Below are 23,979 nucleotides of genomic sequence, written 5' to 3' on the forward strand. Positions count from 1 at the left end.
GTTATGATAGCGACAACATTTAGTCAATACGCTAAATGACTAAATGTTATACCGATGGAAGATCCATGCGCGTGGTAAAGACGTTCGAAGCCCTGGCTTCGGAACCCCGGTTGAAGATACTGGCCTATCTTTCCAAGGCGTCGATGACGGCGGGGGAGATCGCCGGGCGCTTCGACATGACCAAGCCGTCCCTGTCCAAGCATCTCGGCATTCTGGAAAACGCCGGCCTGATCACCAGCGTCAAGAAGGGCAAGTTCGTCCACTACAGCATCGTGGAAGAGCATATCGTCAACACGCTCGACGGCTACCTGCAGGAGGTCTGCCCGGTGCGCGGGCCCTTGCGCGCGGAAAGCGCCGGCAAGGCCGAAGACAAGGACTGAGCCTTATTTTCCTTCGGCCGGTTTCTTTTCCGGGCCGGTGCGCAGGGCGGCCAGAACCTCCTCGCGCGTGGCGTGGCGGTCGATGACGGCAATGATGCCCGACACCCAGGCCGCCTGCTCCGGATTGTGCGGATTGGTCGACAGCGGGACAAGCACGGCGCGCGCCTCGTCAAGCCGGTTGCCGCGGATCAGCACCGTCGCCGCGTGGAGGGCATAGGTATCGACCATCGGCGCCAGGGCGTGGGCTTCCAGGGCGGCCGTAATCAGGTTGTCGGACGGCGGCTCGCCCGGCTTTTCCAGCGCGCGGGAATAGTAGTACAGGTTCGGGGCGTTCTGGGGATCGAGCGTATAGGCCTTGCCCATCTCGGCGCGCGCTTTTTCCATCTGGCTGTTGGCGGTTTCCCCGGGGGCAATGGTGTGGTGCATGGTCATCAGGTACCAGGCTTGGCCCAGCCGGAAGTGCGCCTCGGCATCGTCCGGCGCGGTTGCGATACGCGCGGTATAGATCGGGACGGCTTTTTCCTCGTCTCCGACGATGATCTCGGCCCGGCCAAGCACGTCGCGGGCGAAATCGTCGTCCGGGAATTTTGCCGCTTCGTCCCGGATCTGGGAGAGCAGGCGCGGGCGGTCGCTGCCGCCATAGGTACACATGCGGTCGGCGGCATCCAGGAGCAGCAGCCGGTCGGCCGATTTCGGCATGGCGGTCACCTTGACCTCGGGCTGGGCGAGGTCCTTGAAGCGGTAGACCGAGGCCGTCATGTGGTCGAGATAGATATAGAGCGTGTGTTGCAGGCTCTTGACCGGTACGCCGAAGGCCTTTTCGAAGGCCGCCACCGCGTCGTCGCCCTTGCGATAATCCTTGAGGAAGGCGTCGAACTGCCGGTGCCGCGCCTCGTCGCTCATGATCCAGTGGGTCAGCAGCCACGCCTGCGCGTAGAAGGCGCCCGTGCGTTCGTCGTTGTCGCTGTGCGGCCGGCGCCAGCTGTCGCGCAGCAGGTCTTCATAGCTTATGGTCGTCGATGTCGAACTCAGCAGCCAGCGCGCCCGCTGGGAAAAGGCCATGCCGATGACGGCCTGGTCGTCCTGAAGTCTTGTCGTCGAATAGAATTCGGCGAAGCCTTCCACGAACCACGGCGGATAGGCGCCGTCGGCGTGCATATACATGAAATCGTGGGCGTATTCGTGGAACAGAATGGTCTGGCTGGTGTTCTCGTCCTGCGACGCGGCGTCGTGGGTATGCCGGATATAGTCGTCCTGGAAGATGGCCACCGCGCCGGAGCCTTCCGAGCAGCCTTCGAAAAAGCCGCCGACGTTCTGAGGCGCCTTGGGCCAGATCGTGGTCAGCTGCGAGCGGCCGCCGATCAGGTAGACGGGCAGGTGCGGCAGGGTCTGCTCGTCCTGGGGCGACAACGCATAGAAGCGGGACAGGATCTGGTAGTAGAACTCCAGTTGGACCAGATAGGCCCTGGTCGTCTGCGTGCTGTTCAGGCTGTAGAGCGTGAAGTGCTTCGATTCCGCCTTGACCCAGTTCGACGCCTGGGCCGGCACGGTAGCCGCCAGTCCCACGCAAGCCATAAGCGCCGCGATCGTCCGCCTGTTTTTCCGCATGCCCATTCCCCCGCCAGACACGACGACCCTAACGGAAATCCCGTCCCCTGAGAAGCCGGATAGCGCCCGAACATGACGCGGGCGTGACCGGCGGTAGCCGATGGCCGTATTGATATATCAATTGATACGTCGTCTCAAAAAAAGAGACGGCATTTCATAATAACCATGTTGTGGAAACCCGGGGATGCGGATAGGCTGCCGAAAAACCATAATATGGGAGGGGTTCATGGCTGAAGGGCCGCAGATGCGCGACACCTCGCGCCGGGATTTTCTGGCTCTGGCCGCGGCGTTGACCGCGCTCGGGCCGCTGGGCGCGCGGGCGCAGGATGCGTCCGCGTCATCGTCTTCCGCATCTTCCGGCGCCGCGACGGACCAGACGACCGAGATCACCAGCCTGAGGACGCGCAGCGACTCGACGTTGCTGGCCGCGGAGGTCAAGGTCAACGGTCGGCCCTACCGCTTCATCGTCGACACGGGCGCCGAGCGCTCGGTGCTGTCCGACACCCTGGTCAACGAACTGGCGCTGGAAAAGGTCGGGCGGGCCCATGTCCAGGGGGTCATCCGCAACATCCCCGCCGACCTTGTGGCGGTGAAGCAGCTCGACTACGGCACCTTTTCCAAGCAGGACATGGTGATGCCGGTCATTCCGCGCGTCCTGCTCAAGGCGGACGGATTCCTGGGCCTCGATGTCATCAACAACACGCGCGTCATCTTCGATTTCAAGCATCAGGAACTGCGCATCGAACGCTCGAAAAGCATGTTCGGACCGGGGCCCGCCGACGCCCAGGTCATCGTCATCCATGCGCCGGGCAAGGCCGGCCGCCTGCGCTCGAACCAGTGCGTGGTCGACGGCGTGCACACGACCGCCTTCATCGATACGGGCGCCGAGCTGTCGATCGGCAACCGCGCGCTCCAGCTGGCGCTGAAGCCCGATACCCATCCGGAACTGACGCCGGTCACCCTGATGGGCGTCACGGGCGGCGAGGCGGTCGGGCGGCTGATCCCCATCAAGCAGATCAGCATCGAGGAGCTGATGTTCACCGACGGCGACATCGTCATATCGGACGCGCCGAATTTCGAGGACTGGGGCCTGAAGGACAAGCCCGCCGTGCTGATCGGCATGGACTATATGCGCCAGTTCGCCAGCGTCGCTATCGACTATCGCCGCAAGGAAATCCGCTTCGAGCTGGCCAGCGCCCAGCCCGATGCCGCCCGCCCGCGTATCATGGTGGGTTAATCTCCGCCGCCGCGAAAAGCATCATGGATGACCCCGCGCAGCCAGCGGTGGCCGGGGTCGGTGTCGACGCGCGGATGCCAGATCTGCGAGATCACCAGTTCCGGCGTGTCGACCGGCAGGTCGAACAGGACGACGCCGGGCGCCAGGGCGGCAAAGGAGCGCGGCACCAGGCCGATCAGGTCCGACGCCGCCACCATGGCGATGACGCCCGGGAAGCTGGGCACCACGACCTTGACCTCGCGGGCGATGCCGAGCGCCTTCAGCGCTGCGTCGATCGGGCCGGTGAAATGGCCTTGGGGCGAGGCGACGACGTGGCCCCAGTCGGACACATGATCGAAGCCGCCATACCGTTCGGCGGTGACGGGCTGGTCCGCCAGCAGCGGATGGCCGCTGCGCACGACGCCGGCGAAGCGGTCGCGGTACAGCGTCTGGGCGCGCAGTTCACCGGCATCGCCCTCGATGACGCCGATATCCATGTCGATCTGGCCGTCGCGCAGGGCGCGGATATTCTTGTCGGGCTTGGGAGCGAAGCGCAGGCGGACATCCGGGGCCAGCCGCGACACGGCGGCGTGCAGCCGGGCGGCGTAGGCCAGCACGAAGGCTTCGTTGACGCGGATCGTAAAGGTCCGCTTCATGCGGCGGACATCGATGCCGGGGGCAGGGCGCAGCACCGCCTGGACATCCGCCGTCAGGGTGCGGACCTGCGCCGCCAGCGCCTCGGCATGGGGCGTGCGCACCATGACCCGCCCGGCCGGGACCAGCAGCGGATCGCCGATCTGCGCCCGCAGCCGCGCCAGCGTCCGGCTCATGGCCGAGGGGCTGAGATGCAGGACCTTGGCCGCTGCCGTGACACTGCGTTCGGCCAGCAGCACATCCAGCGCCAGCAACAGGTTGAAATCGGGTTCGGCCATGGCCGCATTCTATCATCTATGGCGTCATACGCAAAGCTCAGGTGATTTCGTTGCGTCTGGTGCAATCTGAAAAGTGAAATATATGGAAGGCAGCCAAGGATCATCCCCATGACCGCGTCATCGCCTTCCGCCATCGCCGACACTGACGGCCTGCCCGCGCCGCAACGCTACCTCGCCATCGCCGTCCTCTTGACGACGCTGGTGCTGGTCGTCCTCGACGGCGCCATCGCCAATATCGCCCTGCCGTCGATCGCGCGGACCTACCACGCCAGCGCGTCGGACACGGTCTGGGTGGTCTCAAGCTATCAGCTGGCCGTGCTGGTGGCGCTTTTGCCGTGCGGGGCGCTGGGCGAAAAGTTCGGGCCGCGCCGGGTCTTCCTGGGCGGGGTCGCCCTGTTCACCCTGGCGTCGGCTGCCTGCACCGTCGCCGGCAGCCTGCCCATGCTGGTCTGCGCGCGCTTCGTCCAGGGCTTCGGCGGCGGAGCGATCATGGCGCTGGCCACCATGACCCTGCGCTTTGCCGTGCCGCAGCGCCTGCTGGGGACCATTATCGGCATCAACGCCATGACCATCGCCATCTCTTCGGCGGCGGGGCCGGGCATTGCCGGGGCCATCCTGTCGGTCGCGCCGTGGCCGTGGCTGTTCGCCGTCAACCTGCCGATCGGCGCCCTGGTCCTGCTGAGCGGCGGCCTGCTGCCGCACCCCAGGGGCTCGGCGCGGCGCCTCGACATCGGTGCGGTCGTGCTCAACACCCTGATGTTCATCCTGTTCTTTTCCGGCGCCGACCGGCTGGCCAAGGCGCCGTGGACGGGCGCGGCCCTGATCGCCGGGGCCGCCGTGTGCCTGGTCGTCCTGCTGCGGCTGGAACGCCGTAGCGCCGCGCCCCTGGTGCCGGTCGACCTGTTCCGCAACAAGGCCTTCAGCGTCGCGGTCGCGGCCTCGGTCTGCTGCTTTACCGGCCAGATGATGAGCTATGTCGCCCTGCCTTTCTATCTCCAGCATACCCTGCATATGACGCCGACCCAGGCGGGGCTTTACATGATGCCGTGGCCGGCCGCCGTGGTCGTCATGGCGCCGCTGTCCGGCCGGTTGGCCAACCGTGTGCCGACCGCCTGGCTGTGCGCCGCGGGCGGGGCGCTGCTGGCCATCGGCCTGGCGGTCGTTGCGCTGGGCCCAGGGGACGGCACGACCTTCGTCATCGGCACTATCGCCGCGGGCGCGGGCTTCGGCCTGTTCCAGACCCCCAACAACCGCATCCTGCTGTTGTCGGCGCCCAGGGCGCGCAGCGGCGCGGCCGGGGCCATGCAGGGCACGGCGCGCCTGACCGGCCAGACCTTTGGCGCCATCTGTGCGTCGATTCTGTTCGGCCTGGTGTCCTTGCAGGCGGCGCCGGGATTTGCGCTCGGTATAGCTGCGGCCGCGGCGGCGCTGGCGGGTGCGATCAGCGCCAGCCGGGCGAAGTACGAGGCGTGAACGGCTGCCGCGAGCCCCCTGAGCGCAGGCTGGCAAGTGTCGACACGCCATCGCCACGGTCCGCCCGGCTTAAGCGCAACCGCCGCCCTCGAAAGCCATAAGGATGGGGCAGGGACCGTCGCTTGCCGCGCAGTCGTACGCCAGGCGGCGCAGCGCCGTGCGCGCCTGGTCGAGTTCGCTGATCTTCGCATCGAGTGCGGCAATGCGCGCGCCGGCCAGCGCCCGCGCCCGGTCGCGGTCTCCGGTGGCGTCGAGCGCCAGCAATTCCCCGATTTCCTCCAGCGTAAAGCCGGCGGCCTGGGCCTGGCGGATAAAGCGCAGGCGGCGCAGATCGTCCTCGCCATAGCGCCGCACGCCGCCGCCAGCATTGTCCGGCACGGCGACAAGGCCGCGCCGCTGATAATAGCGGATCGTTTCGACACCTACGCCGCCCTTATGGGCGAGGGTGGAAATTGTCATTGCGGCCATGCTTGACTCCGTACCATGGTACAGAGGTTATACCCTTGGCAATCCGCCCTCAAGCGAAGGATTGCATGATGAGCCAAACTGAGAAAACCGCCGCCCTTTACCGGATGGTCATGCCGACCCACACCTGTCCTTTCGGTCTCAAGGCTCTGCATCTGCTGAAAAGCAAGGGCTACACGGTCGAGGACCACTGGCTGAAAACCCGTGAGGAAACCGACGCCTTCAAGGCCGAACACGGGGTGGCGACCACGCCGCAGACCTTCATCGGAGGCCAGCGGGTCGGCGGCTATGACGACCTTCGCCGGTTTTTCGGCCAGCGCGTCGCCGATCCCAAGGCGAAAACCTATACCCCGGTCGTCGCCGTCTTCGCGGTGACCGCGCTGCTGGCCCTGGCGGTGACCTGGGCGGCGACGGGGTCGCTTGTGACGATGCGGACCTTAGGCTGGTTCATCAGCTTCAGCATGGTCGTCCTGGCCATCCTGAAGCTGCAGAATATCGAAAAATTCTCGAGCATGTTCCTCAACTACGACCTGCTGGCCAGGGCGTGGGTGCCCTACGCCTATATCTATCCGTTCGCCGAAGCGGGGGCGGGCTTGCTGATGGTGTCGGGCGCCCTGCCGTGGCTGTCGATCCCCGTGGCCCTGTTCATCGGTTCGGTCGGAACGGTGTCGGTGTTCAAGGCCGTCTATCTCGATAAACGCGAGCTGAAATGCGCCTGTGTCGGCGGCGATACCAACGTGCCGCTGGGCTTCGTATCGCTGGTCGAGAATCTGATGATGGTGCTGATGGCCGTCGAGATGCTGTTCATGAGCGTCTGAGGCAAAAAAAGAGGCGGACCGGGAAGGGTGGTCCGCCTTGGAGTTGATCCGTCCTGGAGGAGGCGGATGGCTTTACAGGATCGACTGGCCGGTCTTCTTCCAGTCGTTCATGAAATCGTTGAGGCCCTTGGCGGTCAGCGGGTGCTCATAAAGCGCCTTGATGACCGAGGGCGGCATGGTGCCGCAGTCGGCGCCGGCCAGCAGCGCCTGTTCGACGTGGGCGGGATTGCGGATGCTGGCGGCCAGGATCTGCGTGTCGAAGTCGTAGAGGTCGTAGACGGCGCGGATGCGCGCGATCAGGTCGACGCCGTCGGCCCCGTAATCGTCCAGCCGCCCGATAAAGGGCGAGACATAGGTCGCGCCCGCCTTGGCGGCCAGCATGGCCTGGTTGACCGAGAAGCAGAGGGTAACATTGGTCGCGATGCCGTCGCCGCTCAACACCTTGGTGGCCTTGAGGCCTTCGCCGGTCAGCGGCACTTTCACGACGACATTGTCGGCGATCTTCGCCAGCTTGCGGCCTTCGGTGATCATGGTGTCAGAGTCGAGCGCCACGACTTCGGCGCTGATCGGGCCGGGGCACAGCGCGCAGATCTCGGCGACGACTTCGACGAAGTTACGGCCGCTGCGGGCGATCAGGGTCGGGTTGGTGGTGACGCCGTCGAGCACGCCCAGGGAGGCAATCTCCCTGAGCGCGTCGATTTCGGCCGTGTCGGCAAAGATCAGCATGCGTTGGTCACGAGGTTTTCGAGGTATTCCTGGCGGCCCGACTTGCGCACCGGCATGACGTCGTTGTTGACGGCATAGTCGGCCATGTCGGCAAGCGACGCGCTTCCCGCCAGCATCTTTTCACCCATGCCCGACTTCCAGCCGGCATAGCGCTGGTCGACGAAGCCCTGGAGTTCGCCGCCCTCGATCAGCTTGGCGGCGCCCAGCAGGCCGCGCGCCAGCACATCGATGCCGCCGACATGGGCATAGAACAGGTCCTCGGCGTCGATCGACTGGCGGCGGACCTTCGAGTCGAAGTTGAAGCCGCCCGTGGTGAACCCGCCGCCGCGCAGCAGCTCGTAGATCGCCTGGGTGATTTCCATGACGTTGTTGGGGAACTGGTCGGTGTCCCAGCCGTTCTGCGCGTCGCCGCGGTTGATGTCGATCGAGCCCATGATGCCCAGCGCGACGGCAGTGGCGATTTCGTGCTCGAAGCTGTTGCCGGCAAGCGTTGCATGGTTGGCTTCGATATTGACCTTGACCTCGTTTTCCAGGCCGTAATTCTTCAGGAAGCCGAAGACGGTCGCGGTGTCGCGGTCGTACTGGTGCTTGGTCGGCTCGTGCGGCTTGGGCTCGATCAGGATGGTGCCGCCAAAGCCGATCTTGTGCTTGTGCTCGACGACCATGTTGAGGAAGCGGCCGAGCTGGTCCAGCTCCTGCTTCAGATTGGTGTTGAGGATGGTGTCGTAGCCTTCGCGGCCGCCCCACAGCACGTAGTTCGAGCCGCCGAGCTTATGCGTCGTTTCCAGCATTTCGCGGACCTGCAGCGAGGCCCAGGCGACCACTTCGGGATCCGGGTTGGTGGCGCCGCCGGCCATGTAGCGCGGATGCGAGAACAGGTTGGCCGTGCCCCACAACAGCTTGACGCCGCTGCGTTCCTGATGCGCGGCCAGCACATCGGCGATGCGGGCCAGGCTGGCCTTGTACGCCGATGGCGTCAGCGCGTCGGCCATGGCGTCGACGTCGTGGAAGCAGTAGAAGGGCGTACCCAGACGTTCGAAGAAGGCGAAGGCGTTGGCGGCGCGGTCTTCCGCCATGGCCTGCGTCATCGGCGTGCCGGGCTTCCAGGGACGGTCGAAGGTGCCGGCGCCGAAGATGTCGTTCCCCGGCCAGGCAAAGGTGTGCCAATAGCAGACGGCGATGCGCAGATGCTCGGCCATGGTCTTGCCCAGCACGACCTTCCTGGGGTCGTAATACTTGAAGGCCAGCGGATTATTCGAAGCCGTGCCTTCGTGCTTGATGGGCGGGATGCTGTCGAAATAGGTAGGCATGTTCTTCCTCAACTTTTTTTAGATCTATTTAGAAAAGGGGTTTCAGGCTCTGATACAGGGCCTTGAAGGCGGGACGCTTGGCGGAAAGCTGGTCGGACAGGGCGCGGTCGGGCTCGACGACGCCGGTGATCGGCGGGGCGACGCAGACCGTGTCGATATCGCCGTCGCCGATCGACAGACGCGCCAGGCGGGCGGCGCCGTAGGACGGGCCGAGGTCGGCGCCGGAACGATAGATCAGCGGCTTGTTGAGGGCGGACGCCAGGATCCGGCCCCAGTAGGCCGAGCGCGAGCCGCCGCCGATGACGGTGATGGCGTCGAAGCGCGTACCGGCGTCGGTCAGCACGTCCATGCCGTCGGCCAGGGCCAGGGCCACGCCTTGCAGGGTCGACAGCGCCAGGGCCAGCGGATCGGTCGAGGCGGTAAGTCCGAAGAAGACGCCCTTGGCGTGGGGATTGTTGTGCGGGGTGCGCTCCCCCGTCAGATAGGGCAGGAATAGTTCCGGCGTATCGGTGCGGCCGGATTGTTCCAGCGCCGTCAGCACGCCCGCCACGGACGGGGCGTTGGTCAGGGCGACGACCCAGTCGATGCACGAGGCGCAGTTCAGCATGACCGACATCTGATGCCACAGGCCGGGCAGGGCGTGGCAGAAGGCGTGGACCGTGCCCGCGACATTGGGGCGGAAGTCCTTCGTGGCGGCGAAGAGTACGCCCGATGTGCCGAGCGACAGAAGCGCGTCGCCGTCGTGGATGACGCCGACACCGACGGCGCCGGCCGCGTTGTCGCCGCCGCCGGCGCAGACCGGCACGCGCGCCATGCCCCAGGCTTCGGCCAGTTCATCGCGCAGGATGCCGGTCGGCGCCGTGCCTTCGTTGAGCCACGGCATGTTGTCGGTGGTCAGGTCGCAGGCCTTGAGCATCGGCTCCGACCACTTGCGCTCGGCGACGTCGACCCACAGGGTGCCCGACGCGTCCGACAGGTCGGTGGCGGTTTCGCCCGTCATGCGCAGGCGGATATAGTCCTTGGGCAGCAGGACCACGTCTGTCTCGTCCCACGCCTTGGGTTCATTGCCCTTGACCCACAGAAGCTTGGGGGCGGTGAAGCCCGGCATGATCAGGTTGCCGGTCAGTTCGTGGGCGCGCGGCTCGCGGCGCAGCAGTTCGTCGCACTCGGCGCCGCTTCTTCCGTCGTTCCACAGGATGGCCGGGCGGATGACCTTGCGCGCCTTGTTGAGCAGGACAGCGCCGTGCATCTGGCCCGACAGGCCGATGGCGCGGACCTTCGACCGTGCTGCGGCATCGAGCTGGCTGACCGCGCTGTTGGTCGCCGACCACCAGTCCGACGGGTCCTGTTCCGACCACAGGGGATGGGGGTGCGAAACGGTCAGGCCAGCCCGCGACTCGGCTACGACTTCGCCCTTGTCATCGATGATGACGGCCTTGATGCCCGATGTTCCGACATCGATACCCAAGTACATTATAAGTTCCTCCCGCCCTGAATAGTCTTTCGGACGTGCGGGCGCACGCGTCCGTGGACGCCGAAAGCTTTCGGCGCGTTATGGGTATTTGTAAAAGCGGACGTAATACTGTGGCTGTAGACGTACTGATTTTATGTGCCAGCGTCTTGGTAGCGCTAACATGGCCTATAAGGGCCATTCCTTGTCCCGGTTGTCAAGTGCTAAAATATGGTGATTAAATAAAGCAATTTTCGGAAATAGTACTGGATCAAACCTCTGAAGCCGAAGGTGCGGGGGTGTTCGCACAAAATCAGAACCTCCCCTGTTTCCAGAGGAGGTTCTGATTTGGCGCCTGTTACTAATTCCGGGTTCGGTCTTGCGTTACTTCGCCGCCGAGGGCTTCACCGTGACATGGATCGCCGTGTCGTCCTTCAGCCACTTCGCCGCCAGTTCGCTCAGGCGCTTGCCGTCGACGGCCTTCAGCGAATCGTCGAGGTTGAGATAGGTCGTCCGGGCGCGCGGGTCGGACGCCTGGTCGACCATCAGGGCAAACCAGTAGTCGTCGGTCAGCCGCGCCTTGGCATTGCCTTGCAGCATCGGGGCGCGCACGCGCTCGATCTCGTCGCGCGTCGGCGGATGGGCCTTGATGTCCGCCAGGATCCTGGTCACGGCGGCGCGGAAGGCCCCGTCGTTTTCCGCCTTGATCGTCGCCGTGATCTCGAAGAAGCCGAAGCCCGTAAAATCGTTGTCCATGGAGCTGAAGGCGCCCGGCGAATAGTCGGCCCCTTCCTTCTCGCGCAGTTCGTCGAACATGCGGTTCTGCACCACACCCGCCAGGATATACAGGCCGCGCGCCGCGCCGACGTCGGCATAGAAGTCGGTCGTCGGCCACAGGACGGCGCTGATATTCTGGTCGGCGCGGCCGTCGTGCGTGAAGACGAATTCGCGTTGCGCCGGCGGGAAGGTCGAGCTGTTCGAGCCGGGCGCGAACGGCGCCTCGGCCGGACGTTGCGGCAGGGTGGCGAAGGTGGCGGCCGTCGCCGCGACGGCCTTTGCTTCGTCGACATCGCCGACGACGGTGACGGTGATGGGCGTATCCTTCAGGCTGTCGCGGAAGAGCGAAGCGACGTCTTCCCAGGCGATCGACGGCGCCTTGCCCTGGGTATGGATGTCGTAGCGCCAGTCGCCGGGATGCAGGACGCTGCTCAGTTCGTAGTTCATCACGCCGCCGGGCGTCGAGCGCTGGGTGCGCAGCCGTTCCGGCGTATAGGCCTGGAACTGGGCGTAGTTCTGGCCGCGCAGGGCCGGGTCGGTGGCGTAGGCCATCAGGACCTGTAACTCGGTGTCGAGGTCGCCGGGCGTCGTCGCTCCGCCGATCGAGGTGTGCCGTGAAGTCATCAGGTAGTTGATGTTGACCGTCTTGCCCGCCAGGCTGCGCTGGATCTCGGTGATGTCGAGCTTGCCCAGCCCTCCGGCGATGAAGAAGTCGGAAAAGAGCAGCGGCATGGGGCGCGGCGTCTTCGGGTCGAAGCGGCGCGCGCCGCCGGCGAAGTCGACCTGGACCAGGATGGTGTTGGCGGCGTACCTGTTCGGCTTGATATTGAGCACGACGCCGTTCGGGAAGACGTAATGGCCGAAGCCGAAATCCTTGTCGACGCTGTGCGTGGCGGGCTGGACCGGCGTGCCGAAGTTCGTATAGGGCCAGTCCTTGCGTACGGTTTCGGCATAGGCCTCGGTCGTCGTGCCCGAAATGCGGGTGAATTCGGCCATGACGGCCTGTGGCGGGAAATCCGCAATGTCATCGCCATAGTCGGCGAAGACCGGGCCGTCGGCGGAAAACAGGGTCTTCAGGCGGGCGTTCAGCCGGTCCTGCGTCAGCGCCGCGGGGATCTGGTCGATCGTCTTCAGCGAATCGGCCAGGCCCAGCAGCACGCTGTCCGTGTCGATATCGTTGAGGATCGAGCCGGCGATGGCGCTGTTGTCGCGCGTCGAATAGCTTTTTTCGACATTGCTGCGCAGTTCGGGGACCAGCGACTGGACCAGCGCTGCCTCATCCCTGGTCACGCCGTGTTCGGCGAAGGTATGGAAGACGCCCCAGGTCTGGGCGAAGGCGTCCTTCGCCTTGCCGGGCTTGGGGATGACGCTGAGCACGATGTTGCGGCTGGTCTTGTAGTTTTCGTAAAAGCTTAAAGACGCCGAGGCGAACTGCGCTTCGCCCGACACCTGCAGGGCCTGGAAGCGGCGGTTGAGCAGGGTGGCCAGCAGGGCGTCCTGGGCGGTTTCGATTTCGCGGTCCAGTCCGTCCGGCCGGGTTTCCAGCGGCCGGATCCAGGTCGCGGCGACTTCGCGGTTCAGCCCCTTCGCCGCATAGTCGAAAACGCGCGGCCCCTTGGCGGCATAGGCGCCCCAGTCGGGCTCTTCCGGCGTGGGCGTCGCCGCCTTCCAGTCCGAGAATTTCGCCTTGATCTGCTTTTCCATCGCGGCGGGATCGAAGTCGCCGACGATGACCAGGGTCGCCAGTTCCGGCCGGTACCAGGTCTTGTAGAAGCGCTTGAGCTCGTCCGCCGGCGCCGCCTTGATGACGTCGGTCGAACCGATCGGATCGGAATAGTCGGCCATGCGCAGGCCGGGATAGAGGAATTTTCCGAAGGCGGTGTCGCGGTGCTTGTACGCATTTTCGCGCACGCGTTCTTCCGACAGGATCACACCGCGCTCGCTATCGACGTCTGCGGGTGCGATGATCATATTGCCGGCGACTTCGCGCAGGATGAAAAGGGCCTGGCCCAGCGTCTTGTCGTCGCTGCGCGGGGCGTTCAGCACATAGGTCGTGGTCGAGGCCGTGGTGTAGGCGTTGGCGTCGGCCCCGAAGGCGAAGCCGTTGCGTTCCAGCATCGGCTTAAGCTCGCCGTGGCCGATATGCGTGGTGCCCTCGAACGCCATGTGCTCGACGAAGTGCGCCAGCCCCTTCTGCGCGTCGGTCTCCATCATCGAGCCGGCGCGGATGCGCAGCAGGACATAGGCCGTGCCCGGCGGCGTCGTATTTTTCTGGATGACATAGGTCATGCCGTTGGGCAGCCGGCCATAGAGCTGGGCGGCATCGGCCTTAAGCGCCGAATGTTCCTGCGCGAAGGTGACGGCCGGCATGGGATGGCTGGCAGCGGGCAGGGCGGTCAGCGCCGTCGTCAGCACGCACGCGGACAGGAACAGGTTACGGATGTGCATGGTTCTTCCCCCTCGAACTCGTCTTATTATGCGGGACGGAAGATGCCGGGACAGACGGGGCCATACAAGCCCGGATTGAAACCAGTTTGAAATATTTCAGGCCGCCGCCGGACAGATGATGTCGATCATGGCTTCGACATAGCCGCGAAGGGATTCAGGCGGCTCGCCGGCCCGCATGCGCACCGACAGCGCGGTGTGCACGCTCGATGCCAGCTTGGCCAGGGCCTTCGGATCGGCGTGAGCCGGCAGTTCGCCGTCCGCCTTCGCCTTGGCGAACAGCCACTGGAAGCCCTTTTCCATGTCCTGGAGCTGGGTCAGGATGGCCTCGCCCACCTGGGGGTCGCGGGTGGCGTCGGTCAGGGCGGCGCCGATCAGCAGGCAGCCGCGCCCGCCCTCCTGGTCCATGACGCGGTAGATTTCGGCGGCGGTGCGGAAGATGCCCTTGATCACCTGGCGCAGGGTGCCCGGCGCCCGGAAGGCGGCTTCGTAGCGCGGGCGCACGGCGGCGACATAGGCGTCGAGTACGCCCAGGAAGACCTGCCCCTTGTCGCCGAAGGCGTTGTACAGGCTCGGCCGGTTCAGCCCCGACGCCTCGCACAGGTCGTCGAGCGACGTGGCGGCATATCCCTTGTTCCAGAAGACTTCGCGCATGGCGCCCAGCGCCGTTTCGCGGTCGAATTGCCGGGGCCGGCCGCGCGGCTTCGCTTGCTCTTTTTGTACCATTTTGCACAAAATCCTTGACTCGGGTCTATATTATGCCATTCAGTACAAAATGCTATAGGGCAGTTCGGGAGATTGAAAATGACGGTGCGAACCCTCGCTATCGTGGCGGCAGTGCTTTGTTTTTCAACGGCATCTTTTCCGGCCATGGCCGGTGACGCGGACGAGGGCGCAAGCCTGACCCTGGCCGCGCCGGCGGCAAAGGCCGACTATATTATCGATGGCGCGCACTGGGTCTGCGCCGGCACCGGCTGCCAGTCGGCCCTGGTCGACGGCATGCCGGCCATGCGCAGCTGCAAGCATGTGGTGGCGGCCATCGGGCCGGTCACGGCCTTCTACTGGCGCGGCAAGACGCTGAGCGCGGCCGAACTGTCGATCTGCAACACGGCGGCTGCAAAATGACGGCGGCGCAGTCGCTGCTGGCGGCGGTCTTCGCCCTGGCGTTTCTGCACCTGATCATGGCGGGGGCGCTTTATGCGACGCGCATCCCGGCCATGGTCAAGGCGAAGATGAGCGCGCAGGCGACGCTGAAACCCGGCGCGCTCGACAGCCTGCCGGCCTGGGCGCGCAACGCCGCCAAAAACTACAACAACCTGGCCGAAGCGCCGACGGCCTTCTATGCCGTGGCGCTGGCCCTGGCCGTGATGGGGCGCGCCGATGTCTTCGATGCCGGGCTGGCCTGGGCCTATGTCGGCCTGCGCTATATCCATTCGGCGGTGCAGGCGACATTCAACCGCGTGACGGTGCGCTTCGCCGTCTTTTCCGCGTCGTGGATCGTGCTGGGCGTGCTGATCGTGCGCGGGCTTTTGATTAGCCTTTAGTCTTCGGGCTCTTCGAACGAGCTGGCCCACATGACGAAGGTCAGGCCGGCCATCGAACCCAGGGCGATGCATTGCGCGAGGTCGGGGGCAAAATCGAACATTGGCTTCACTCCATGTTACTTAGTTAATGGAAGTGTCGCGTAAGGACGATCAAGATTCGATCCGGTTCCGGTCCCGCTTTCGTAACGGGGACGGATTAGCCGGCCTGGTCGACCAGCTCCAGCCGGCGCACGATGGTCCCCGGCATGAGAATGGCGCCCGGCGCGATGACGGCATTGGCGCCGATGCGCGTGCCGTCGCCCAATACCGCGCCGAACTTGTCGACGCCCGTGTCGATGCGTTTGCCGTCATGCGCGATGACGATGCGCTTGTCGTCGCGCTCGTTGCGATAGTTGGCGACCATGGCACCGGCCTCGACATTGCAGCGCCGGCCGATGACCGAATCCCCGACGAAGTTGAGGTGCGCCGTCTTGGCGCCCGCGTGCATATAGGTCGATTTCAGTTCACAGCACGGGCCGACGATGGCGTCGCGTTCCAGCCAGACGCCGCCGCGCAGATAGGCCGAGGCGGCGATGAAGCAATTCGGTCCGATGATGCACGGGGCTTTCAGGATCGCTCCCGGTTCGACCGTCGCCGTTTCATGGATGGCTACGCCGCCGGCGACCGCATAACCGTCGCCCAGCGTGTCCAGGGCTTCGGCGACGATGTTTTCCGAGCGGATGGTCGCCTCCCACGGCGCAAGGCCGGCGATGGCGGGCAGGGGGGCGTCGATCAGGTCGCGGACGGTGATCATGGCGGTCAGGCCGGCGCGTGGCAGACGGCTTCGATATTATGGCCGTCGGGATCGCGCACGAAGGCGCCGTAATAGTCGGGATGATAGTGGGCGCGGATGCCGGGCGCGCCATTGTCGGTGCCGCCGGCCGCCAGGCCCGCGGCATAAAAGGCATCGACCGCCGCGCGTGTCGCCACGCGGAAGGCGACATGGATCGGCGGCGTGTTGGCGCCGCCGTTGCTGATCCAGAAATCGGGCTTGCCGCCTTCGCCATAGCCCGCCACGTCGGCGCTGCGGGTCACCGCCGCGGGAAATTCCATGAGCAGCGCATAGCCGATCGGGGCCAGCGCCGCGGTGTAGAAGGCCTTGCTCTTTTCGATGTCGGTAACGCCGACGCCGGTGTGATCGATCATGGTGCGCAGCTCCGTGCTTCGACGCCGGGCATAGCGCACTTATGGCGGTATCAGAACCGCTTTATCAGCCGGTGCAGCAAATAGAGGACGGGAATGCCCAGGCCCACGATCCAGTGGATCAGCGACACATTGGCCCGCAGGCCTTCGTCGCCGGCATAGTAGAGCAGGTAGCCGCTGACGATCAGCGTCGCGAAGATCAGCAGAAGGAGGGTGCCGGTCCAGCGGCGGCGCTTCTGGCTCCACGCCTTGAGCATGTGCGTGCCCCACATCATGCCGCCGAACCACAGGGCCAGGAAGGCCAGGCCGCCATGCACCTTCAGCGTCAGCGGCTCAAACGGGCTGTGTTCGGGGCCGAACTCGCCCTTGACCAGCACGAAGTAATGGAACACCAGCCAGACGACGCCCGAGGCGATCAGGCCGATCCACAGGGCGTGCAGGGCCAGCTTGCGCCCGTTGCCCAGCCTGACCGAATTGGAATTGTACAGGCTGGGTTCAGCCATTCGTCGCCCCTTCGAAAATCCGCCATTCGCCGTCCGCTCCGCAGCTTAAGGCCCGCGCGCCGTAGTGCAGGAGAAGGTCAGCGTCGATCTCTTCGGCGGTGAGGACCACCTTTGTCAAGGCGTCGGCCGTCATGCCGTCGGGCGCGATGACGGCGGCGAAGCGGGCCGGATCGACGATGGCGCGGTCCCGGGCCCGGACGTGGCGGGTGGCGACGCGGCCGGGCGCCCCACCGGACGAGGCGACGGCGGCGTCGGCGATCTCCAGTTCCGGCACCACGGCGGAGCCTTCGGCGCGCAGGTGGACGGTCTCGGGCTTCGGTCCGAACACGGCCAGGTCGCCGCCGATATTGACCGTGCCTTGCGTGACGCCGGCGGCTTTCAGCACGGCTGTGGCGCGGTCGACGGCAAAGCCCTTGGCGATGCCGGACAGGTCGAGCCACAGGGGGCGCCTGAGCACGATGTCGCCGTCGTCGAAGTCGATATCGCGCCACGAAGCGCCCTGGACGTCGCCCAGGGCATGAAAGGCGCGGACGGGCTGGGGCAGGGTGCCGCGCGCCGCCGCTTCGCCGCCCATCGCCAGGTCGAAAAGGCCGCCGCTGCGCATCGCCAGCTCCAGCCCGAAGGCCACGACCCGCGCGGTCAGGGGATGAAGCGAAATCGGCCGGCCGTGGGGCAGGCCGTGCAGCCGGGAAAGGTCGCTGCCGGCCTCGAAGGCGCTCATTACCGTCTGCACCTCGATGATGGCGGCGAACGCGTCGTCTATCGCAAGGGGGTGCGCCAGCGCCGCCGCCCGGATGCCGGCTATGGTGCCCAGTAGCGGACGGGCGCGGTCGATCAGGGCAGGGTCAGAGCTTGCCGAGAACGAGGGCATGGGTCGACAACAGGCGGCGCACGCCATCGGTGATGTGCTTGGACGACAGGGTCGCGCCGGAAATGTTCTGGATGTCCTTGCCCAGTTTCAGGCTCTGCCCGTGGTGCCTGCCGGTGAACTGGGCGCGCCAGGCGGCCTGGCGCACCTGGTCGCCGAAGGTTTCGCGGTAGTCGAGGATCTCGACACCCTTGACCCCGCCGCCTGGATCGATCGCGACCGCGTAGGTGATGAATTCATGCTTACCGACGACCTGGTCGAGGATGAACCACGAGCCGTCGCCGGCCTTCCAGGCGCGGAGCTGGCGGTTGACCGGCGCCTCGCCGCTGTCCTTCTGGATGGCGGCGACCTGGGCGTCGGTAAGCTCCAGCGTGACGGCCGTCAGCTTCTGGCCGGGCAGCATCTGCGCCTGGGCCTGTTCAAGGGTGAAATAGACGGTGGCGTGGGCGGCCGCCGGGGCGACCGCCAGGGCGGCCAGCGGCAGGAAGCGGATGGCGCTTTTCATCAGAAATAGAACCCGGCCTTGAGACGGAAGCGGTACTTTTCGAAATCGTCGGCATTGCTGATGCCGTTGACCACCTGGCTGTCGGCGGCGTCATCGGCATAGTCGCGGCCGCCGCGCATCTGCTTCAGGATGGTGGCCGTGATGAAATAGCCCTTGCCGCCATAATGCAGGGTCGGGCCGAAATAGTTCGCGACATTGGTGCGGTTGGCGGCCTTGAACGGGTTGAAACCCGCCCATTCGTGTTCGTTCTGGAACTCCAGGCCGCCATACCAGTTGGGCGCGAAGCGGTAGGAGGCGGCGAAGCCGAAATTGACGTCGGTTTCCTTGTCCCAGTGATCGTTGAAATCGTCGCTCGACGGATCGGCCGACGGGTCGCCGTGCAGGTAGCGCAGTTCCTGGCCGATCGTCATGTTGGCGGCCAGCACCAGCTTGTCGTCGTCGAAATTCTTCTGCGCGATGACGCGTGTTTCCAGCTCGTACGTACGCGGGCCGATGCTGGGTTCGACATAGGCCGCCAGGCCGAAGGCGTCGGTGTAGGGGCTCATGAAGCGGTAGATGCCTTCGACCGACACGCTTTCCACGCGCTGCGCCTTGAAGCGGCCCGACGGATCGGCGTTGAAGTCGGCGAAGACTTCCGGCGGCACGGTGTCGCCCGAGGGCGTGTTCGCCTTGACGTCGGTCGCCGCCAGATTGATGTAGCTCGAAACCTGGAAGCGGTCGGTAATGCCGACCGAATATTCCGTCCGCGTCTGCCACAGGTGAAAATCGCCTTCGCTGCGGCCCTCGCGCAGCGTCACCCATTGCTCCAGCTCCTTCTGGCCCTTGGGCAGCAGGTCCGTGGTGTAGACGTAGCCGAAAAGCGGTTCGTCGGCATGGGCGGCGGAAGAGAAACCGGCGGCCAGAGCCAGGGGCAGCAGGCAGGCCGAGACACGAAGGGACATTGCGTATTCCAGGGACTTGAATGATATTCATTCGCATTAGGGCCCTTGGACCGCCAAGTCAATGCGACTTATTTGCAAAATAGTCCTTGTGGTTCGGCCGCAACATTTGTGTGACGCTGCGTTAACTCTCCGGTGACCAGATCGTCGCATTCTGTTAAGCATTGTAACGCGTAGGATCGGGGCGAAACCAGTGTCGGCATTGAAATTGACAGCAAAACCATACCGGCGGGAGGCGGCGCAGCTCCGCTTCCAGGCGGACGTGCTGCGCGAAGTGGCGCGCAGCCTGGCGCAAAAGGGCATAGACGCCCGCTTCGTCGAGCGTGAGGCGTGGGCCTGCGGCGTCGAGGCCAGCCTGCTGATGCAGGGCGTGCCGCGAAGGGCCCAAGCGATCTGAAGACGGTTTGACGGCCTTTTCGCCAGAAACGCGAAGGTTGTTGTCAACTACCCTTTCGCGTATCGATTTCTAACGTCAAATACGATTTAGTCTTTCCCGACAAAACCGGAGGTTATCTATGCGCAGGCTGGAAACGGATGGAGCGGTCTTTCTGTCGGAACTGGCGGACGACGCGGAACTGCGGTCCGATATCCTGGCGGAACCGGTGCGCGGCCGCGATGCGATCAGCAAGGTCTTTGGCCGGCTCGATTCGATCTATACCTCCCAGAGCGTGACCTACGAGCAGCGCGACAACCAGCGCGACTACCGCATCTGCAAGGCGGTGCTTTCGGACGGCAGCCCGGTCGAAATCACGACGGTGGCCCTGCGCGACACCAGCGGCTGGGTCAGTTCTATCGCGGTCGCCTATTATCCGTTGCCGCGCGCCCGGGCGCTGGCCATCAAGGCGCTTTCCGACGCCTGAGCAAACCATCGCAAGGGGGAGCGATGCGGAGACTTTTTCCATGCATCCTGGCCGTGATGGCCGGCATGATCGCGGCGCAGGCCTGGGCCGCGCCGAAGGGCGCGTGCGGCCTGCCGCCGGGAACCGAAGCGGCCTTGTCGCCGGACGGAAAACTGGCGGCGTTTATCCGCGACATTCCCAATGCAGATATTCCCGACGGCAAGGAGGGCAATCTCTGGCTGCGAAACTGCCGCTCGGGCCGGGAACGCCGGGTTATGCCCGCACCGGGAATGCCCAATCGGGAAGGCAATATCGGTGCGCCTGTCTTCAGTCTGGACGGTCGCGTCCTTTATGTCGGGGCCGCCCCGGGCGGTGACGAAACGACGATCTATCGTGTCGATCCCACGACCGGGAAATACGAAATCGCCTTTTATGCCGAGCTTAACGGGATCATCCGCACGGGACGGTATCGCGGCGATATCCTGGCCACGCAGCATACGGCGCTTTACAAGGGCCGAGGCGACGATACCGGCTATGGCGGCTATCCCTATTACGTCTTCGATCCGCAGGGCCATGCGTTGAGATATATCGGCGGCAGCCAGGACTGGAACGAAAAGCGGCTGCTGCGGTGGCTGAAAGGGCAGGGCTGGGAAATTTCGTGGGCGGGGCGCGCGCCCTAAAGGCGCTTTTTATGGACTTTTCGTCCGAATATCGTAATATTTCAGGGTGTTTTCCCAGGGGGGCATCGAATGGACACGGCAACCGGACCTATTATCGAGCTGTCGCCGAACGGCGGCTTTCGCGTTACCCTGAATGGCGTCAGCGGCGAAGGGGCGACCATCGCGGATGCCTTGGCGCAATGTCAGGCCGCGACGGCCAGGACACATCACTCGGAAAAGGGTGACGAAACCCTGCAGGCCCAGACGGCGCAGCGCCAGCGCGACATACTGTCGAATGACGGCGCCATGCTGAATAACCAGTTTCAGTTCACCCTGATGGGCGGCGGTCCCGGCTTCGGCCGCTTCCTGCCGTAAAACCGGCGTCTTGACGGTCCCCTAACGGCTTTTGATGACAATCATTCTCAGGGCCTGAGACAATATCCGGGGTAGCGGCATCGAACCATTACGCCTTTTGCGAGATCATGGAGCGTGTATTGCGTTACCGGGAAATCTCATGCCAGCGCCCTTCATCACGACCGTCCTCGATCTCCTGCCCGCGGGTCATATAGACCCGGAGACGGGCTGCCAGATCCTGAGCGACGCCATCGCGCCCGAAGTCGGTGTCGGCACGCCCAGCGGCCTGCTGCGCCGACTCAAACGCTATTTCGCGGGCCAGTTGCAGGCCCTGCTGTCCCAGACCGCCGATCGCGCCACCGTCGAATCCGCCCTGTCGCGGGCCTTCGACCTGGCGGCCGCGCACGACTACCAGGCGCTGTCCGAACTGAAGTGACTACAGGGCGGGCTGGGGCGCCGGCAGGTAGCTTTCGATGAACTGCGCCTGGGTCGGCAAGGCTGCGACGGTGCGGGCGATATTGCCTTTCAGCGCGTCCAGTGCCTGGGCCAGTTGCGCATCCCTCATCGTGGCGGCGATACGGTGCCAGGACTTCGGCATGATGCGCTGGCCCATCAGGACCTGTGTCCACGAATCGACGCGGAACAGGTCGCCCGATTCCTGGTAGGCGTGCGCCGTTTCGCGGAACAGGTCGATGCGCGCCGCCAGCGTGTCGGGCACGGACATGGCCTGGCGGTCGCGCCAGAAGGCCGTGTCGTCGCGCTCGGTCGCCTTGTAATGCAGGATGACGAAGTCGCGCACCCGCTCAAGCTCATGGCGCGCCATGGCGTTGTAGCGGTCGATCAGGACCGGATCGATGCCGTCGAACGGGAAGAGCTGCGCCAGGCGCGTGACGCCGATCTGGAACAGATGGATCGAGGTCGATTCCAGCGGCTCGATAAAGCCCGACGACAGGCCGAGCGCCACGACGTTCTTGTTCCAGGTCAGGCGGCGGGTGCCGGTCTGGTAGCGGATCAGGCGCGGCTCGAACAGGGGCGGCGAATCGATCGCGGCCACGAAGCGTTCACGGGCGTCGTCGTCCGACAGGTACTGGCTGGAATAGACGTAGCCGTTACCGGTGCGGGTCTGTAGCGGAATGCGCCAGCGCCAGCCTTCGCCGTGGGCGATGGCGCGCGTATAGGGCATGAGCGGACCCTGGCTTTCGGTCTGGGTGACGACGGCGCGGTCGGTCGGCAGCCAGTGCGACCAGTCTTCCCAGCCGGTCTTGAGCGCGCCTTCGGTCAGCAGCGCGCGGAAGCCGGTGCAGTCGATGAACAGGTCGCCTTCGATGCGCTGGCCGGAGTCGAGATTGAGCGCCGTGACGAAACCCGATTGGGCGTCCTGGTCGACGGTCGCGATGCGGCCTTCGATGCGTTTGACGCCGGCCTTTTCGCTTAAGGTCCTAAGGAAGCGGCCATAGAGCACGGCGTCGAGATGGTAGGCATAGGACAGGCGCGAGCCTTCCCCGCCCTGGAACTTGCCCTGTTCGGCCGCCTGGTATTCGAAGCCGTAGTCGCCGAAATCGCCGGCCAGGCCGCGCGAACGCGCTTCGAGCCAGACATGGTGGAAGGGCGCCAGCCAGTTCGACACGCCCATCTCGCCGAACGAGTGGATGTAGCGGTCGCCGTCGCGCGCCCAGTTCTCGAAGACGATGGCCAGCTTGTAGGTGGCGTTGGTGGCGCGCAGGAATTCGCGCTCGTCTATGCCTAGGAAGTTATGGAAGGTGCGCACGGTCGGGATGGTCGATTCGCCGACGCCGACGATACCGATCTCTTCCGACTCGACCAGGGTGACGTCGACCAGCGGCCCCAGGAACCGGCCGAGCGCCGCGGCCGCGCACCATCCGGCGGTGCCGCCGCCGGCGATGACCACCTTTTTCACCGGTTTGCCCATCATCGCCGTCTCTCCATCCCGCTTTTTATCGGTTCATTTTATTGAGCAGGGTCGCGCGCAGGCGCCGTGCCTTCATGTCGTCGAGCGGCCCCAGCGCACCTTGCGCATGTTCGGGCAGGTGCGCCGCCGGACGGTCGGACGGACCGAAGATATAGTAGTCGAACAGGGCCCGCCACGCCTGCTTTTCGCTTTCCGGCCGCTCGCGCAGCGACAGCATGCCGTGCAGCAGCGTGTTCCACGGCGTGTCCATATAGGCGGGTGACGTATTCCACCAGTAGTTCACCAGGACGTTGAACGGCTCCAGCGCCTCGACATGATGCCACCACAGGGCGGGATAGAAGAGGACGTCGCCGGGCTCCAGCTCGGCGACCTGGCCGGCCGCCATGGCCTTGCGGAAATTGGGAAAGCGGTCGAGTTCGGGATTGGCGAAGTCGACCATGCTGATGACCTGGCCGCCGGGCGTCGGCTCCAGCGGTCCCGGATAGAGGTTTTCGACCTGATCGGGCGGGAACAGGGTGAAGCGGCGGCGGCCGACGGCGCAGACCGCCAGGTTGTGCGACATGTCGAAATGGGCGGTCGCCGTGGTGCGGTTGCCGATCCAGATGCTGCCCAGCGGCGGGTTGCGCTCGAACATCGGGTGATTCAGCATCAGGTCGTTGTGCCCGCGGAAACCGGGCAGATAGAGGTCGAGGTCGGTCGAGCCGATATAGAAGGACGGCGGCGCGGGATCGTCGAGGTGTGCGGTGATGGTGTCCAGCACGTCGCCGAGGGCCGCCCGGCTGCCCGAAAAATTCATGCCCGAGACGTCGTCATTGTAGAAGAAGCGGCCCTTGATTTCGGGCGCGCCGCGAAAGGCGGTGACCGGCCGGCCCTGATAGAAGCCCATCACGTGCTGCATGGCGGCTTGCGGCGATGTCAGGCCGGCCTGGACCAGCGGCCAGTCCTTCGCCACGCCCTTCATGATGACGGCTTCCTGCGCCGCCATCAGGTCGTCGTAGGGAATCCTGTCCGGCGCGATGCCGGTGACGACCCTGGTCTTGTTGGTAACGCCGCTCAT

27 protein-coding genes are annotated in these 23,979 nt (G+C 65.0%); 11 read left to right on the top strand and 16 right to left on the bottom strand.

Translation table 11 applies throughout. The features are described 5' to 3' along the window. Positions 1-65 precede the first annotated feature (65 nt). Positions 66-380 (top strand): metalloregulator ArsR/SmtB family transcription factor, encoded by a 315-nt coding sequence (locus AB8717_RS04620; protein ID WP_443749856.1) that lies wholly within the window; start codon positions 66-68, stop codon positions 378-380. Positions 381-383: 3 nt separating this feature from the next. On the opposite strand, the gene AB8717_RS04625 is transcribed toward AB8717_RS04620, so the two are convergent. Continuing rightward, positions 384-1,988 (bottom strand): hypothetical protein, encoded by a 1,605-nt coding sequence (locus AB8717_RS04625; RefSeq protein ID WP_443749857.1) that lies wholly within the window; start codon positions 1,986-1,988, stop codon positions 384-386. A gap of 226 nt (positions 1,989-2,214) precedes the next feature. On the opposite strand from AB8717_RS04625, the gene AB8717_RS04630 reads away from it, so the two are divergent. Then, on the top strand, positions 2,215-3,225 hold the full coding sequence (locus tag AB8717_RS04630; protein ID WP_443749858.1) for a retroviral-like aspartic protease family protein: 1,011 nt from the start codon (positions 2,215-2,217) through the stop codon (positions 3,223-3,225). Here the strand turns inward: AB8717_RS04630 and AB8717_RS04635 are convergent. Next, a complete protein-coding gene (locus tag AB8717_RS04635) occupies positions 3,222-4,136 on the bottom strand; it encodes a LysR family transcriptional regulator (RefSeq protein ID WP_443749859.1) in 915 nt (304 codons plus the stop codon). The two genes, AB8717_RS04630 and AB8717_RS04635, sit on opposite strands and share 4 nt — an antisense overlap. 108 nt (positions 4,137-4,244) lie before the next feature. Here AB8717_RS04635 and AB8717_RS04640 point away from each other — a divergent pair, with 108 nt between their 5' ends. Next, positions 4,245-5,609 carry an MFS transporter gene (locus tag AB8717_RS04640; protein WP_443749860.1) on the top strand — a complete coding sequence of 455 codons (1,365 nt, stop codon included), beginning with the start codon at positions 4,245-4,247 and terminating at the stop codon, positions 5,607-5,609. Between the two features lie 69 nt (positions 5,610-5,678). On the opposite strand, the gene AB8717_RS04645 is transcribed toward AB8717_RS04640, so the two are convergent. Next, the gene (locus AB8717_RS04645) at positions 5,679-6,077 is read right to left on the bottom strand and encodes a MerR family transcriptional regulator (RefSeq protein ID WP_443749861.1); all 399 of its coding nucleotides are present in this window, start codon (positions 6,075-6,077) and stop codon (positions 5,679-5,681) included. Between the two features lie 65 nt (positions 6,078-6,142). Here AB8717_RS04645 and AB8717_RS04650 point away from each other — a divergent pair, with 65 nt between their 5' ends. Next, positions 6,143-6,892 carry a MauE/DoxX family redox-associated membrane protein gene (locus AB8717_RS04650; RefSeq protein ID WP_443749862.1) on the top strand — a complete coding sequence of 250 codons (750 nt, stop codon included), beginning with the start codon at positions 6,143-6,145 and terminating at the stop codon, positions 6,890-6,892. A gap of 72 nt (positions 6,893-6,964) precedes the next feature. Here AB8717_RS04650 and fsa read toward each other — a convergent pair whose 3' ends face one another. From fsa to AB8717_RS04675, 5 genes are all read right to left on the bottom strand, one after another. Next, positions 6,965-7,618 (bottom strand): fructose-6-phosphate aldolase, encoded by a 654-nt coding sequence (gene fsa, locus AB8717_RS04655; RefSeq protein WP_443749863.1) that lies wholly within the window; start codon positions 7,616-7,618, stop codon positions 6,965-6,967. After that, the gene (gene xylA, locus AB8717_RS04660) at positions 7,612-8,928 is read right to left on the bottom strand and encodes a xylose isomerase (protein ID WP_443749864.1); all 1,317 of its coding nucleotides are present in this window, start codon (positions 8,926-8,928) and stop codon (positions 7,612-7,614) included. The genes fsa and xylA overlap by 7 nt, the downstream gene beginning before the upstream one ends. A 28-nt stretch (positions 8,929-8,956) precedes the next feature. Beyond that, complete coding sequence (gene xylB, locus AB8717_RS04665) at positions 8,957-10,402, bottom strand: xylulokinase (protein WP_443749865.1); 1,446 nt, start codon at positions 10,400-10,402, stop codon at positions 8,957-8,959. 360 nt (positions 10,403-10,762) lie between these two features. Next, on the bottom strand, positions 10,763-13,603 hold the full coding sequence (locus tag AB8717_RS04670; protein ID WP_443749866.1) for a M16 family metallopeptidase: 2,841 nt from the start codon (positions 13,601-13,603) through the stop codon (positions 10,763-10,765). A gap of 96 nt (positions 13,604-13,699) precedes the next feature. After that, entirely contained in the window at positions 13,700-14,326 is a 627-nt protein-coding gene (locus tag AB8717_RS04675; protein WP_443749867.1) for a TetR/AcrR family transcriptional regulator, read from the bottom strand. Between the two features lie 78 nt (positions 14,327-14,404). Here AB8717_RS04675 and AB8717_RS04680 point away from each other — a divergent pair, with 78 nt between their 5' ends. Next, positions 14,405-14,725 (top strand): CC_3452 family protein, encoded by a 321-nt coding sequence (locus AB8717_RS04680; RefSeq protein WP_443749868.1) that lies wholly within the window; start codon positions 14,405-14,407, stop codon positions 14,723-14,725. Then, complete coding sequence (locus AB8717_RS04685; protein WP_443749869.1) at positions 14,722-15,144, top strand: MAPEG family protein; 423 nt, start codon at positions 14,722-14,724, stop codon at positions 15,142-15,144. Before AB8717_RS04680 ends, AB8717_RS04685 begins: the two co-directional genes overlap by 4 nt. Before the next feature lie 196 nt (positions 15,145-15,340). Here the strand turns inward: AB8717_RS04685 and AB8717_RS04690 are convergent, their stop codons facing one another. Genes AB8717_RS04690 through AB8717_RS04715 form a run of 6 tightly spaced genes read right to left on the bottom strand, consistent with a single transcriptional unit; the run spans position 15,341 to position 19,143 of the window. Next, positions 15,341-15,937 (bottom strand): DapH/DapD/GlmU-related protein, encoded by a 597-nt coding sequence (locus tag AB8717_RS04690; RefSeq protein ID WP_443749870.1) that lies wholly within the window; start codon positions 15,935-15,937, stop codon positions 15,341-15,343. A 5-nt stretch (positions 15,938-15,942) separates the two neighbouring features. Continuing rightward, the gene (locus AB8717_RS04695; protein ID WP_443749871.1) at positions 15,943-16,329 is read right to left on the bottom strand and encodes a VOC family protein; all 387 of its coding nucleotides are present in this window, start codon (positions 16,327-16,329) and stop codon (positions 15,943-15,945) included. A 50-nt stretch (positions 16,330-16,379) separates the two neighbouring features. Next, positions 16,380-16,829 carry a hypothetical protein gene (locus AB8717_RS04700; RefSeq protein ID WP_443749872.1) on the bottom strand — a complete coding sequence of 150 codons (450 nt, stop codon included), beginning with the start codon at positions 16,827-16,829 and terminating at the stop codon, positions 16,380-16,382. Continuing rightward, entirely contained in the window at positions 16,822-17,700 is an 879-nt protein-coding gene (locus AB8717_RS04705; RefSeq protein ID WP_443749873.1) for an FAD:protein FMN transferase, read from the bottom strand. The genes AB8717_RS04700 and AB8717_RS04705 overlap by 8 nt, the downstream gene beginning before the upstream one ends. Beyond that, positions 17,675-18,202: an FMN-binding protein gene (locus tag AB8717_RS04710; protein ID WP_443749874.1), complete on the bottom strand. Its 528-nt coding sequence runs from the start codon at positions 18,200-18,202 to the stop codon at positions 17,675-17,677. The genes AB8717_RS04705 and AB8717_RS04710 overlap by 26 nt, the downstream gene beginning before the upstream one ends. Beyond that, positions 18,202-19,143: a DUF6662 family protein gene (locus AB8717_RS04715; protein WP_443749875.1), complete on the bottom strand. Its 942-nt coding sequence runs from the start codon at positions 19,141-19,143 to the stop codon at positions 18,202-18,204. Before AB8717_RS04715 ends, AB8717_RS04710 begins: the two co-directional genes overlap by 1 nt. Positions 19,144-19,348: 205 nt before the next feature. On the opposite strand from AB8717_RS04715, the gene AB8717_RS04720 reads away from it, so the two are divergent. The 5 genes from AB8717_RS04720 (at position 19,349) to AB8717_RS04740 (ending at position 21,428) form a co-directional block, all read left to right on the top strand. After that, a complete protein-coding gene (locus AB8717_RS04720; RefSeq protein ID WP_443749876.1) occupies positions 19,349-19,537 on the top strand; it encodes a hypothetical protein in 189 nt (62 codons plus the stop codon). A 118-nt stretch (positions 19,538-19,655) separates the two neighbouring features. After that, positions 19,656-20,000: a hypothetical protein gene (locus AB8717_RS04725; protein WP_443749877.1), complete on the top strand. Its 345-nt coding sequence runs from the start codon at positions 19,656-19,658 to the stop codon at positions 19,998-20,000. 23 nt (positions 20,001-20,023) lie between these two features. After that, complete coding sequence (locus tag AB8717_RS04730; RefSeq protein ID WP_443749878.1) at positions 20,024-20,659, top strand: hypothetical protein; 636 nt, start codon at positions 20,024-20,026, stop codon at positions 20,657-20,659. Positions 20,660-20,728: 69 nt separating this feature from the next. Continuing rightward, positions 20,729-21,013 (top strand): hypothetical protein, encoded by a 285-nt coding sequence (locus tag AB8717_RS04735; RefSeq protein ID WP_443749879.1) that lies wholly within the window; start codon positions 20,729-20,731, stop codon positions 21,011-21,013. A 139-nt stretch (positions 21,014-21,152) separates the two neighbouring features. Next, entirely contained in the window at positions 21,153-21,428 is a 276-nt protein-coding gene (locus AB8717_RS04740) for a hypothetical protein (RefSeq protein ID WP_443749880.1), read from the top strand. Here AB8717_RS04740 and AB8717_RS04745 read toward each other — a convergent pair whose 3' ends face one another. Beyond that, positions 21,429-22,925, bottom strand: coding sequence for a tryptophan halogenase family protein (locus AB8717_RS04745; RefSeq protein WP_443749881.1), 1,497 nt, complete (start codon positions 22,923-22,925; stop codon positions 21,429-21,431). It abuts the gene before it with no gap. Positions 22,926-22,947: 22 nt separating this feature from the next. After that, a complete protein-coding gene (locus AB8717_RS04750; RefSeq protein ID WP_443749882.1) occupies positions 22,948-23,979 on the bottom strand; it encodes a cupin-like domain-containing protein in 1,032 nt (343 codons plus the stop codon).

The sequence above is a fragment of the Asticcacaulis solisilvae genome, from assembly GCF_052327315.1.
Taxonomy (GTDB): domain Bacteria; phylum Pseudomonadota; class Alphaproteobacteria; order Caulobacterales; family Caulobacteraceae; genus Asticcacaulis; species Asticcacaulis solisilvae_B.

What these genes read in the sequence shown, in the direction of transcription:
- AB8717_RS04620 (WP_443749856.1), top strand. Translation starts at nt 66, where the DNA reads ATGCGCGTGGTAAAGACGTTCGAAGCCCTGGCTTCGGAACCCCGGTTG.
- AB8717_RS04625 (WP_443749857.1), bottom strand. Translation starts at nt 1,988, where the DNA reads ATGCGGAAAAACAGGCGGACGATCGCGGCGCTTATGGCTTGCGTGGGA.
- AB8717_RS04630 (WP_443749858.1), top strand. Translation starts at nt 2,215, where the DNA reads ATGGCTGAAGGGCCGCAGATGCGCGACACCTCGCGCCGGGATTTTCTG.
- AB8717_RS04635 (WP_443749859.1), bottom strand. Translation starts at nt 4,136, where the DNA reads ATGGCCGAACCCGATTTCAACCTGTTGCTGGCGCTGGATGTGCTGCTG.
- AB8717_RS04640 (WP_443749860.1), top strand. Translation starts at nt 4,245, where the DNA reads ATGACCGCGTCATCGCCTTCCGCCATCGCCGACACTGACGGCCTGCCC.
- AB8717_RS04645 (WP_443749861.1), bottom strand. Translation starts at nt 6,077, where the DNA reads ATGGCCGCAATGACAATTTCCACCCTCGCCCATAAGGGCGGCGTAGGT.
- AB8717_RS04650 (WP_443749862.1), top strand. Translation starts at nt 6,143, where the DNA reads ATGATGAGCCAAACTGAGAAAACCGCCGCCCTTTACCGGATGGTCATG.
- fsa (WP_443749863.1), bottom strand. Translation starts at nt 7,618, where the DNA reads ATGCTGATCTTTGCCGACACGGCCGAAATCGACGCGCTCAGGGAGATT.
- xylA (WP_443749864.1), bottom strand. Translation starts at nt 8,928, where the DNA reads ATGCCTACCTATTTCGACAGCATCCCGCCCATCAAGCACGAAGGCACG.
- xylB (WP_443749865.1), bottom strand. Translation starts at nt 10,402, where the DNA reads ATGTACTTGGGTATCGATGTCGGAACATCGGGCATCAAGGCCGTCATC.
- AB8717_RS04670 (WP_443749866.1), bottom strand. Translation starts at nt 13,603, where the DNA reads ATGCACATCCGTAACCTGTTCCTGTCCGCGTGCGTGCTGACGACGGCG.
- AB8717_RS04675 (WP_443749867.1), bottom strand. Translation starts at nt 14,326, where the DNA reads ATGGTACAAAAAGAGCAAGCGAAGCCGCGCGGCCGGCCCCGGCAATTC.
- AB8717_RS04680 (WP_443749868.1), top strand. Translation starts at nt 14,405, where the DNA reads ATGACGGTGCGAACCCTCGCTATCGTGGCGGCAGTGCTTTGTTTTTCA.
- AB8717_RS04685 (WP_443749869.1), top strand. Translation starts at nt 14,722, where the DNA reads ATGACGGCGGCGCAGTCGCTGCTGGCGGCGGTCTTCGCCCTGGCGTTT.
- AB8717_RS04690 (WP_443749870.1), bottom strand. Translation starts at nt 15,937, where the DNA reads ATGATCACCGTCCGCGACCTGATCGACGCCCCCCTGCCCGCCATCGCC.
- AB8717_RS04695 (WP_443749871.1), bottom strand. Translation starts at nt 16,329, where the DNA reads ATGATCGATCACACCGGCGTCGGCGTTACCGACATCGAAAAGAGCAAG.
- AB8717_RS04700 (WP_443749872.1), bottom strand. Translation starts at nt 16,829, where the DNA reads ATGGCTGAACCCAGCCTGTACAATTCCAATTCGGTCAGGCTGGGCAAC.
- AB8717_RS04705 (WP_443749873.1), bottom strand. Translation starts at nt 17,700, where the DNA reads ATGCCCTCGTTCTCGGCAAGCTCTGACCCTGCCCTGATCGACCGCGCC.
- AB8717_RS04710 (WP_443749874.1), bottom strand. Translation starts at nt 18,202, where the DNA reads ATGAAAAGCGCCATCCGCTTCCTGCCGCTGGCCGCCCTGGCGGTCGCC.
- AB8717_RS04715 (WP_443749875.1), bottom strand. Translation starts at nt 19,143, where the DNA reads ATGTCCCTTCGTGTCTCGGCCTGCCTGCTGCCCCTGGCTCTGGCCGCC.
- AB8717_RS04725 (WP_443749877.1), top strand. Translation starts at nt 19,656, where the DNA reads ATGCGCAGGCTGGAAACGGATGGAGCGGTCTTTCTGTCGGAACTGGCG.
- AB8717_RS04730 (WP_443749878.1), top strand. Translation starts at nt 20,024, where the DNA reads ATGCGGAGACTTTTTCCATGCATCCTGGCCGTGATGGCCGGCATGATC.
- AB8717_RS04735 (WP_443749879.1), top strand. Translation starts at nt 20,729, where the DNA reads ATGGACACGGCAACCGGACCTATTATCGAGCTGTCGCCGAACGGCGGC.
- AB8717_RS04740 (WP_443749880.1), top strand. Translation starts at nt 21,153, where the DNA reads ATGCCAGCGCCCTTCATCACGACCGTCCTCGATCTCCTGCCCGCGGGT.
- AB8717_RS04745 (WP_443749881.1), bottom strand. Translation starts at nt 22,925, where the DNA reads ATGATGGGCAAACCGGTGAAAAAGGTGGTCATCGCCGGCGGCGGCACC.
- AB8717_RS04750 (WP_443749882.1), bottom strand. Translation starts at nt 23,979, where the DNA reads ATGAGCGGCGTTACCAACAAGACCAGGGTCGTCACCGGCATCGCGCCG.